The sequence below is a fragment of the Pseudomonas fluorescens genome, from assembly GCF_000968015.1.
In the GTDB taxonomy this organism is placed as follows: domain Bacteria; phylum Pseudomonadota; class Gammaproteobacteria; order Pseudomonadales; family Pseudomonadaceae; genus Aquipseudomonas; species Aquipseudomonas fluorescens_W.
On the sequence record NZ_LACH01000047.1, the window covers coordinates 144,713 to 155,244 of the forward strand.

10 protein-coding genes and 1 pseudogene are annotated in these 10,532 nt (G+C 60.5%); 4 read left to right on the forward strand and 7 right to left on the reverse strand.

Going from position 1 to position 10,532, the window contains the following annotated elements; genetic code table 11:
• Window positions 1-94 precede the first annotated feature (94 nt).
• Entirely contained in the window at window positions 95-703 is a 609-nt protein-coding gene (locus tag VD17_RS20900; protein WP_046055452.1) for a lytic transglycosylase domain-containing protein, read from the reverse strand.
• 195 nt (window positions 704-898) lie between these two features.
• On the opposite strand from VD17_RS20900, the gene gspG reads away from it, so the two are divergent.
• From gspG to VD17_RS32920, 3 genes are all read left to right on the forward strand, one after another.
• Entirely contained in the window at window positions 899-1,333 is a 435-nt protein-coding gene (gene gspG / locus VD17_RS20905; RefSeq protein ID WP_046055453.1) for a type II secretion system major pseudopilin GspG, read from the forward strand.
• 12 nt (window positions 1,334-1,345) lie between these two features.
• Window positions 1,346-2,533, forward strand: coding sequence for a type II secretion system F family protein (locus VD17_RS20910; protein ID WP_046055454.1), 1,188 nt, complete (start codon window positions 1,346-1,348; stop codon window positions 2,531-2,533).
• A gap of 151 nt (window positions 2,534-2,684) precedes the next feature.
• Window positions 2,685-3,275 (forward strand): hypothetical protein, encoded by a 591-nt coding sequence (locus tag VD17_RS32920; RefSeq protein ID WP_046055455.1) that lies wholly within the window; start codon window positions 2,685-2,687, stop codon window positions 3,273-3,275.
• Window positions 3,276-3,410: 135 nt separating this feature from the next.
• On the opposite strand, the gene VD17_RS20920 is transcribed toward VD17_RS32920, so the two are convergent.
• The 6 genes and pseudogenes from VD17_RS20920 to VD17_RS20945 all read right to left on the reverse strand — a co-directional run bounded on the left by VD17_RS20920 (window position 3,411) and on the right by VD17_RS20945 (window position 9,607).
• Complete coding sequence (locus VD17_RS20920) at window positions 3,411-4,307, reverse strand: LysR family transcriptional regulator (RefSeq protein ID WP_046055456.1); 897 nt, start codon at window positions 4,305-4,307, stop codon at window positions 3,411-3,413.
• A 293-nt stretch (window positions 4,308-4,600) separates the two neighbouring features.
• Window positions 4,601-5,227 carry an isochorismate family cysteine hydrolase YcaC gene (gene ycaC, locus VD17_RS20925; RefSeq protein WP_045061273.1) on the reverse strand — a complete coding sequence of 209 codons (627 nt, stop codon included), beginning with the start codon at window positions 5,225-5,227 and terminating at the stop codon, window positions 4,601-4,603.
• Between the two features lie 67 nt (window positions 5,228-5,294).
• Entirely contained in the window at window positions 5,295-7,133 is a 1,839-nt protein-coding gene (locus tag VD17_RS20930) for an amidohydrolase (protein ID WP_046055457.1), read from the reverse strand.
• A complete protein-coding gene (locus VD17_RS20935; RefSeq protein ID WP_046055458.1) occupies window positions 7,130-7,723 on the reverse strand; it encodes an antibiotic biosynthesis monooxygenase in 594 nt (197 codons plus the stop codon). Before VD17_RS20935 ends, VD17_RS20930 begins: the two co-directional genes overlap by 4 nt.
• A complete protein-coding gene (locus tag VD17_RS20940; RefSeq protein ID WP_046055459.1) occupies window positions 7,716-8,132 on the reverse strand; it encodes a DoxX family protein in 417 nt (138 codons plus the stop codon). The genes VD17_RS20935 and VD17_RS20940 overlap by 8 nt, the downstream gene beginning before the upstream one ends.
• A gap of 561 nt (window positions 8,133-8,693) precedes the next feature.
• A pseudogene (locus VD17_RS20945) lies at window positions 8,694-9,607 on the reverse strand (LysR substrate-binding domain-containing protein).
• Window positions 9,608-9,959: 352 nt separating this feature from the next.
• On the opposite strand from VD17_RS20945, the gene VD17_RS20950 reads away from it, so the two are divergent.
• Window positions 9,960-10,400, forward strand: coding sequence for a helix-turn-helix domain-containing protein (locus tag VD17_RS20950; protein ID WP_046055460.1), 441 nt, complete (start codon window positions 9,960-9,962; stop codon window positions 10,398-10,400).
• Window positions 10,401-10,532: the final 132 nt, after the last annotated feature.

The window sequence follows — 10,532 nt, forward strand, 5'->3', positions numbered from 1 at the left end:
AGAGCCGCACGCAAGCTCGACAGCTGCTACGGGACGATTGCGGTCTTCGGTCGGCGTACGGATCGGGTGCCCCACATATGGGGGAAACCCCCAATCACAACGGCGCATCCGCGGCCAGGCCCTGCAAGCGTCGGTATTGGCGCAAGACACTGGGCACGTAACGCTGGGTTTCGGCGAACGGCGGGATCACCCCGCCACGGCTGAGCACCGCTTGCGGCCCGGCGTTGTAGGCCGCCACGGCGAGGCTGATGTCGTTATCGAACAGGGTCATCAGGTGCTTCAGGTACTTGGCGCCACCCTGAATGTTGGCTTTCGGGTCGTAGACATTCTTCACCCCCAACTCCCGGGCGGTGTCAGGCATCAATTGCATCAACCCGCCCGCGCCCTTGGGTGACCGCGCGCGGGAGTCATACGCGGACTCGGCCTGGATCACCGCATGCAACAGCGCGGCCGGTAATTCATTGGCCGTGGCAGCCGCCGAAACCAGCTCGGCATAGGGCTGCCGGGCAATCATCTGGGGTTGTTGATCCATGCTGACCCGGGCGGGTTCTGACTCGTGAATCACCCGTTCATAGGTGCGGCCGGGACGGTGGACATTGGACAGAACGTAGCTGCCCTTGGCGTCCACGGAAACGAACACATCGGCCTGTACGACGCCGGTCAGCACCAGCAGACCGAGCAGTCCTGTGGTGAGTGTTTTCATTTTTCTGCCTCCCCTGCCCGGCCCCGAAAAACGGGGCTAATGCCCCAATGGCCGGTAGTAAACCAGCCATATGCAAGCACTGCGCCGGATGCGCAAAGGCCCTTAATTCAGGGGTTTCAGAGGAATGTCCGGGCATGTGCATGGCAATTGCATAAGCCTTCACGGCGACCCGTCTGCCGACTGTGTGAGGTCATCATGAATCAGCATTTGCGTTCCGCCCCGCGTGCTCAGCGCGGGTTCACCCTGCTCGAACTGTTGGTGGTGTTGGTGGTGCTGGGGCTGTTGGCTGGCATCGTCGCGCCGAAATATTTCGCCCAACTGGGCCGCTCCGAAGTGAAGGTGGCCAAGGCGCAAATAGAAGGTCTGGGCAAAGCTTTGGATCTGTACCGTCTGGAGGTCGGTCATTACCCGTCGACCGAACAGGGTTTACAGGCGCTGGTCACCGCGCCCAGCGATGAAACCCGCTGGACCGGCCCTTACTTGCAGAAAAAACTCCCGCAGGATCCGTGGGGCCGTAACTACACCTATCGCTGCCCCGGCGAAAACGGCGAATACGACTTGTTGTCCATGGGCAAGGACGGACAACCCGGCGGCGAAGGCGAAAACGCCGAAGTCACCAGTTGGCAGTAACGGGAGGCGATCATGCGTTTTCATCTCAAAGCCGTTGGCAAGGCCGGCGTCGTTTCGATGACCGTCGAGGCGCTCGGCCATAGCGAAGCCCGGCGCATCGTCGAAGACCAGGGCTACAGGGTGATCAGCCTGTACGCCGAGCGTCACTGGCGTGCGCTGCGGGTTCGACAGCGCGAGACCTTCAACCTGGTGCTGTTCAGCCAGGAACTGACGACGTTGCTCAATGCGGGCCTGCCGCTCATCGATGCGCTGGAAAGCCTGGCGGAAAAAGAGAACGCGCCGCAGGCCCGCAAGACCTTGAGCGAACTGGTGCGCCTGCTTTATGAAGGCAAATCGTTCTCCCAGGCACTGGGCCAGTTGTCTGCGGTTTTCCCCCCTCTCTATGTTGCGTTGGTTCAGTCCAGCGAGAAGACCGGCGCCGTGGGCGATGCCTTGGGCCGCTATGTCAGCTATCGCCAGCGCATGGACGAGGTTCGGCAAAAAATCGTCAGCGCGTCGATCTACCCCCTGCTGTTGCTGGTGGTGGGCGGTGGCGTGGTGTTGTTTCTGATGGGCTACGTGGTGCCGCGCTTCAGCCTGGTGTTCGAAGGGCTGGGTTCGAACCTGCCGTGGCTGTCGCAGATCCTGATGAGCAGCGGGATGTTCCTGCACGCCCATCAGGGCGAATTCTTCGGCGCATTGCTGGCGATCATCGTTGCACTCACCGTCCTCCAGCGCCAACCGGCCTTTCGTCGGGGCCTGGACCGTGTGATTGAAAAGCTCCCGGCGGTCCATCAACGCATTTTCATGTACGAACTGGCGCGCTTCTACCGCTCGCTGGGAATTCTGCTGCAGGGCGGCATTCCCCTCGTCACCGCCATGGGCATGGTTCGCGGCCTGCTCACCGTCGCCTCCCGCGCGCGCCTGGACCAGGCCTGCGAACGGGTGCGCGAGGGCCAGTCACTGTCGACCGCCCTGGAACTCAATCATCTGGTGACACCGGTGTCCCTGCGCTTACTGCGCGCTGGCGAACAGTCCGGCAACCTCGGGCAAATGATGGAGCGTAGCGCCGACTTCTACGACGAAGAAATCAGCCGCTGGATCGAATGGTTCGTGCGGCTGTTCGAGCCCTTGCTCATGACGTTCATCGGCCTGCTGATCGGGGTGATCGTGATCCTGATGTACATCCCGATTTTCGAGCTCGCCTCAAGTATTCACTGAGCCTCTGGAGGGGGGTCGAGTTGTACCGTTCATCGTTCATCCACGTTGCAACTGAATTAATCAGCGCGCTGCGGTGTTCACCCATTGAATCAAGCAGCACGTTGCATTGTTCATCAACGTTCCAACCCGAATCAAGAAGACGGAGAACGACATGCACATCAACAAGCTTTTACTGGCAGTAGCGATTGGCGCAGTTCTGTCGGCGTCTACCGTATTGATTCCGGACAGCCTGTCCGGTGTATCGAGCGCACAGGCCAAGGACGGCGGGAGTGGTGGAGGGGGTGGCGGCTCTGGCGGTGGGGGTGGCGGCGGTTCGGGCGGCGGTGGCGGCGGTGGAAACGGCGGGGGCGGCTCTGGCGGTGGCGGCGGCAGTGGTGGAAGCGGTGGCGGTGGCGGTGGCAATGGCGGCAGTCACGGTGGAGGCAACAGTGGCAGTGGCGGCAATAGCGGCAGCGGTCACGCCGGCAGCGACCATGGCTCGGGACACTCCGGGAATGGGAATACAGCCTCCTCCGGGCGTAGCGGCACTCATGCCGAACCGGGTGACGATCATGGCGTTCATCACGCGGGCGAAGTCGGCCACAATCGCGGGGTTCATCAAGCCGGTGAAATCGGCGACGACCACGGCGTGCATCGCGCCGGTGAAGTCGGCGATAACCACGGTGTGCATGTCGGTGGAGAACCGGGTGACGACCATGGTGTGCATGTGGGTGGCGAGCCAGGCGATGACAAAAGGTCCTGACAACCACTGATGCCCAAAACAACACAAATCCCTGTAGGAGTGAGCCTGCTCGCGATAGCAATCGGTCATTCAACATGATGTCGTCTGACACTCCGCCATCGCAAGCAGGCTAGCACAGTGGCATGTGCTCATGCCCTACAACACACCCTCGGTCTGATCCAGCCGCTCACGCAAAAACTCGATCAGCGCCTGCACCGGCCGCGATGCTTGACGGTGCTGCGGATAGACCGCCGACAACGTCAACGGCTCGGAACGAAACGCGTCCAACACCGGCACCAGCCTGCTGTCCTTCAACGCCGACCCGACAATGAAAGTCGGCAAGTAAGTAATCCCCATACCGGCAATCGCCGCATCCCTGAGCAGTTCACCATTGTTCACCCGCATCCGCCCGGTGACATTGACCACCAACGGCTTGCCCTGCCCTTCGAAACGCCATTGCACCTGACGACCGTGGCCGTAAGGCAGGCAGTCATGGCTGTGCAAGTCTTCGGGTTTAAGCGGCGTGCCGCGCTCGGCCAGGTAAGCCGGGCTGGCGCAGTACACCCGCTGGATGGAAGCGATGCGTCGAGCGATCAGCGTCGAGTCCTCCAGAACGCCGATGCGTAGCGCCAGGTCATAACCCTCACTGAGTAAATCCACCGGCCGATCACTGAGGTCGACCTCCACCGTGACTTCGCGATAACGTTGCAAAAACACCGGCAGCAAACAGCCCAGATGCGCCACCGCAAACGACAACGGCGCGCTGATACGAATAGTGCCGCGGGGCTCAGTGGTCTGGCCGGCGATGCCCTGCTCCACTTGCTCGACTTCGCCCAGCAGGCGCAAGGCTGACTCGTAATAACTCTGACCCAGCGGTGTGACGTCCAGCCGCCGCGTGGAGCGGTTGAGCAGCCGCACCCCCAGACGCTCTTCGAGTTGCATCAACCGCCGGCTGACGAACTGCTTGGACAGGCCCAATTGATCGGCCGCCGCGGTGAAGCTGCCGGAGTCCATGACCTGGCAAAAAATACGCATATCTTCGAACGGGTTCATTGTCACGCCTTGATTGACAGTCAAACATTTTATAGCCGCTTTTTTCCTTTTTAGACACTGTGGCGAAGCCGCTTGCCCTTGTAGCAGCTGTCGAGCTTGCGAGGCTGCGTTCGGCTGCGCAGCAGTCGTGAAACCTGTATACGCGGTCTTGCTGAAAAACCGCATCGCCTGATTTCACGACTGCTGCGCAGCCGAACGCAGCCTCGCCGGGGCTCGACAGCTGCTACAAAAAGCGCATTCGCCAGACACAAAAATGCCCGCACATTCGCGGGCATTTTTACGGATCGCCGGGCTTACTTCGACGACAGCACCGAGTAGCTGTTCATCAAATTGCGGTAGTTCGGAATGCGCGGTGACAGCAGGTTCGCCAGGCCTTCCATGTCGTTGCGCCAGTCGCCCTGCAGCTCGCAGGCCACCGAGAACCAATTCACCAGTTGAGCACCGGCCGCCGCCATGCGCGCCCAGGCTGCTTGTTGCACGGTTTCGTTGAAAGTACCCGAGGCATCGGTCACCACAAACACTTCAAACCCTTCAGCCAGCGCCGACAGCGTCGGGAACGTCACGCACACGTCGGTCACCACACCGGCGATGATCAGTTGCTTGCGGCCAGTGGCTTTAACGGCTTTGACGAAATCTTCGTTATCCCAAGCGTTGATCTGGCCTGGTCGCGGGATATACGGCGCATCCGGGAATTGCTCTTTCAACTCGGGAACCATCGGGCCGTTCGGGCCGTTTTCGAAGCTGGTGGTCAGGATGGTCGGCAGCTTGAAGAACTTGGCCACATCGCCCAGGGCCAGCACGTTGTTCTTGAATTCGTTCGGCGAGAAATCCTGAACCAGCGAGATCAGGCCCGTTTGGTGGTCGACCAACAGGACAACGGCGTCATCTTTGTTCAGGCGTTTGTACGGAACGTTGCTCATGTGAAACTCCTCGGTGGGTAGGTGTTACATACGGCGCCGACGTGAAGGGTCGACGCTTTTTTGATCGTCAGAACGCGAAGCACGAGCAGCCAAACGCGCCCCAGAAACCCGCGAAATCGCTGACCGGCGCATTCGACAAGCGCGCCTTTTCATGGCTATGGGAATGCACACCGCACGGCCCGCTGCAATGGTGAGCCTGCGCCTGCATCGGTGAGGCCGGACGCCAGTGCCCCGGCACTTTCACCACCGGCGACCAGTCCGGCAGCACCGGTACGCTGGCCGGCCCGAGTTTTTCGAAGTCACCGGCGGCGTACACCACCTTGCCGCCGACCACGGTCAACACCGACTCGATCCACTTGATCGCTTCTTCGTCGACGCTGAAAAAATCTGCGCTCAAGGCTGCGACGTCAGCCAGTTGGCCGACCTTGATCATGCCTTTCTTGCCCTGCTCGGAAGAGAACCAGGCGCTACCGTGGGTAAACAACTCCAGCGCGGTTTGACGAGACAAACCCTCGGCATGCAGTTCCAGGCCACCGACCGTGCGACCGCTGACCATCCAGTACAGCGAAGTCCAGGGGTTGTAGCTGGACACGCGCGTGGCATCGGTGCCGGCGCCGACCGGCACACCTTCGGCCAGCATGCGTTTGATCGGCGGGGTCGCTTCGGCGGCTTTGGCGCCGTAACGCTCAACGAAATATTCGCCCTGGAATGCCATGCGATCCTGAATCGCGATACCGCCACCCAGCGCCCTCACCCGCTCAATGTTCTGCGGTGTAATGGTCTCGGCGTGGTCGAAAAACCACGGCAATCCGTTGAACGGAATGTCGCGATTGACCTTCTCGAACACGTCGAGCATGCGGCTGATGGATTCGTTGTACGTGGCGTGCAAACGGAACGGCCAGCGCTGCTCGACCAAGTGGCGCACCACCGGCTCCAGCTCGTCTTCCATGGTGTGCGGCAAGTCCGGACGCGGCTCAAGGAAATCCTCGAAATCCGCCGCTGAAAACACCAGCATTTCCCCGGCGCCGTTGTGCCGCAGGTAATCGTCGCCCTGATGCAGGGTCACGCTGCTGGTCCAGTTTTTGAAATCGGTCAGCTCTTCCTTGGGTTTCTGGGTGAACAGGTTGTAGGCGATGCGAACGGTCAGTTGCTGGTCCTTGGCCAACTGCTCGATCACCTGATAATCGTCCGGATAGTTCTGGAAACCGCCGCCGGCATCGATGGCGCTGGTCAGGCCGAGACGATTGAGCTCGCGCATGAATTGGCGGGTGGAGTTGACCTGATACTCCAGCGGCAACTTCGGCCCCTTCGCCAGGGTCGAGTAGAGGATCATCGCGTTGGGCCGGGCGACCAGCATGCCGGTCGGTTCACCGTTGGCATCGCGCACAATCTCGCCACCCGGCGGGTTCGGCGTGTTGCGGGTGTAACCGGCCACGCGCAACGCGGCACGGTTGAGCAAGGCGCGGTCGTATAAATGCAGGACAAATACCGGTGTATCCGGCGCGGCCTGATTGAGTTCTTCGAGGGTCGGCATGCGCTTTTCGGCGAACTGGAACTCGTTCCAGCCACCGACCACTCGCACCCATTGCGGCGTGGGTGTGCGGTCCGCCTGATCCTTGAGCATGCGCAACGCATCAGCCAACGACGGCACGCCTTCCCAGCGCAATTCGAGGTTGTAGTTGAGGCCACCACGGATCAGGTGAAGGTGCGAGTCGTTGAGGCCGGGAATGACGCAACGACCCTTGAGATCGATGACCTGTGTGCCCGAACCGCGCAAGGCCATGGCGTCAGCGTCGGTGCCGACTGCGACAAAGCGACCATCGCTGATCGCTACAGCGCTGGCGCGTGGGTTTTCACGGTCAACGGTATGAAATTGGCCATTGAATAAAATCAGGTCGGCGTTCATCGCGTTTCCTTGGGCTGAGTGGAAGAGGACAGCCAGGGCGCGAACAACCGCGTCGCCATCGGCATGAACAGGTACACCACCGAAACGACGATGGTCAGCGTGATCAGGAACGTCGCGACCACGTAATTGGACAGGAAGGTATTGAGCTGCAGCAGCGGACCCCAGATCAGCGGCACCAGCAAGGTGTGCGGCAAAATCACCAACAACGTCACCACGGCCTGTTTCCAGCGCGGCGGTGGCGGCGCAGCGGCGTCGGCTTGCGGCGCGAACCAGAATTCGTTGACCGGATTGACCTCGGTCTGGTCGCCGTCAGCCAGCATCGGCGTGGCTTCGTTGACCAGCCCCAGCCGTTGCGGCGAATCGAGCCAGCGCTGCATCGATTCGGTCGAGCAGAAACGCAGCACGCAGGTGTACAAGTCAAGACCGGCACTCTTGCCGCGAATCACATCGACGCCCAAGTGCCCTTCCTGCTGCCCGGCAATGCTGACAATGTTGCGCAACCAGGCTTCGTAGGGCACTTCAAACCCTGCCTTGACCCTGTGCTTGATGACCAGTGTCACGACTTCTTCGAAACGATTGGATTCAGGCATAACGCAAAACTCCAGGGAAACGGACATTGAGCGCCAGCCGTCCCGGCCCGGCGATAAGAAGGCCGGTGAACAACATCATCAGCAGCCAGCCGAACTGCCCTTCATCGAGGCTCCATTGCGGATGCACAATCAACAGCGCGATCAGCAGCACACACAGAATCGGCAGGCACGCCAAACGCACAAACACCCCGGCGACAATCAGTAACGGACACAGCACCTCGGCGAAAATCGCCAGCATCAGCGTGACGTTCGCGCCCAGATGAAACGGGTCTTCGATGGTTTGCAGTTGAGTGCTGTAGTTAAGCAGCTTCGGCAAACCGTGCACCCACAGCAGAAACAAGCCACCGCTGACCCGCAAAAAAAACAGCCCGAAATTCTGGGCCCGCTCATCCCATCGCGACGTACTCATGGGCTACCTGCACATATGAAAAACCACCGGCAGCGATGTGCCGGGACGTTCTTCGATAGTGCCGGTGCAGGGGCGGGAAAAATTGGATGTGTGTGCTCTTTTTGTGTATGAGCCTGGATCCAGATCAAAAGATCGCAGCCTCGTTACACTCGACAGCTCCTACAGGGAAATCGACGTACACGTTTTGCTTCTCACCACTCATTAGGCCGAGCGTTAGCTCGCCTGCTTTTGATCTTGATCCACCCGCCCCTTCGGCAGGCTGAGTGGAGGTGTTCATCTGGGGGGCAGGCGCGCAGCGCCGTGCGGCGAAGCCGCACACATCGAGAGGAGGTCGAAGCGAAGCCGACCGGAGGCGATGCCCCCAGATGGATACCGGAGCGAAGGAACGCCGAGCCTAAGCGAGGGGCCGAACGCTCGGGGCGAGCGTTTTTTTGCTTACTTTTTTTAGGCGCTTGTAAAAAAAGTGAGTCGCCGTAAGGGCGAAACCGCCAGCCGCCGTTCCCGCAGGAATGGATATGTACTCGGCCAACAAGAACCTGGTCGGCCCAAAGGCCGCCACGTTCAAGCCGAAATCGGCAAAGGCCTCGACATGAACTCACTGATCCGCAACCGCAACCATCGCTCCGCCGGATCGTTGTCATGCACCCCGCTCCAGGCCATCGAAAGCTGCGCCGCCTCAATCGGAAACGGCGGGTCTTCGGCCCGCAACCCACACCCCTCGACCAACGCGCACGCGGCGTAATCCGGCACGGTAGCGATCATCTCGGTCCCGGCCAGCAACGCCCGCAACCCACTGAACTGCGGAACGCCCAACACCACCCGCCGACTTCGTCCGATCTTCGCGAGATCAAGATCAATGTCAAATCCCCCGAAAACGACACCATCGCATGCGGTCGTTCACAGTATTCATCCAGCGACAGCGATCCCGGCCGTTTGTCACCGCGCAGCACCTTGCACGGAATATCCCGCAACGTCTTGCGCTTGGCGTTGGCCGGCAGATCCGTGGTGTAACTCACCCCCACCGAAATCTCCCCGGACGCCAGCAACGCCGGCATCAGCAAATAATTCGCCCGCCGCACGACCACGATGATCCCTGGTGCTTCTTCCCGAAGCTGGCTCAACAATGGCGGAAACAAGCCGAACTCGGCGTCGTCAGACAGGCCAATGCGGAACACATCGCAGCTTGAAGCGGGATCGAATTCTTTAGCTCGACTCACCGCCCCGGAAATCACATCCATCGCCGGTTGCAGCTCCTTGAGGATCGCCAGTGCCCGCCCCGTCGGCTCCATCCCGCGGCCATTGCGCAACAGCAGCGGATCGTCGAACAGATCCCGCAACCGCCCCAGCGCCGCACTCACCGCCGGCTGCCCCATGAACAGTTTTTCAGCAACACGGGTGAGGTTCTTTTCGAACATCAACGCTTCGAAAATCACTAACAGGTTCATGTCGACGCGGCGCAGGTCGTTACGGTTCACAGGCAGACTCCCTCGTGTGTTCAGCCATGTACCAAGCGGTGGACTTTATTCGATCAGCGGTACGTTGGCCGCACGTTTTTAAGGACCGTACTCCGGACGCCAGCGCTGCCGCGAGCCCCAGCGCGCAAACCAGAGAATGTTTCATGCCACCACCTTGGTCGAGTCAGGAGAGCGGCCATGCACAACACCGCCAGATGATGTCGATTTTGCACGGCTCGCCCCCGTAGAAATTGCAGCGATGTGCTGAGTTAGCGCCGTTGGTTGCCACCTGCACGGATGGAATTAACAACGTTTAACTCGCCTGCCAGAGCCCTGCGGCCAAAAATGAAGCTCACCGACACGGACATTTGTCATGGCCCATTCTCAGCAAAACGTCGCCCGCGCGACGGCCACTGAAACGCGAAAGAAAAACACCGGTGGCCTGACCCCGTGGCGCGAAAGCCTGGTCAAGCAACTGATTCTCGAGCGCCTTGGTGAAACCGTTGAAGTGACCGAACTGGCCCGTGCTTGTGCCCTTTCGCGCAGTCATTTCTCCCGCGCGTTCAAGTGCAGCACCGGGCTCTCACCTCAAGACTGGATTCGCAACCAGCGCATCGCCCGCGCCAAGCAATTGATCCAGAGCACCGACCTGACGCTGACGCAAATCAGCCTCGAATGCGGCTTCTGCGATCAGGCGCATTTCTGCCACATCTTCACTCGCAATGAAGGCATCACTCCGTTTGCGTGGCGTTGCCGCGCTGTACGCGCCCTGCCCCAACGCCCCGCCTGCACCGCTCAACTTCACGCGCAATAAAGTCGACACCGCACGCTTCGTAGCAGCTGTCGAGCCCCGGCAAGGCTGCGTTCGGCTCTGTAGCAACTGCCGAGCCTGCGAGGCTGCGTTCGGCTGCGACGCAGTCGTAAACCCTGTGTATGCGGTGCGTCT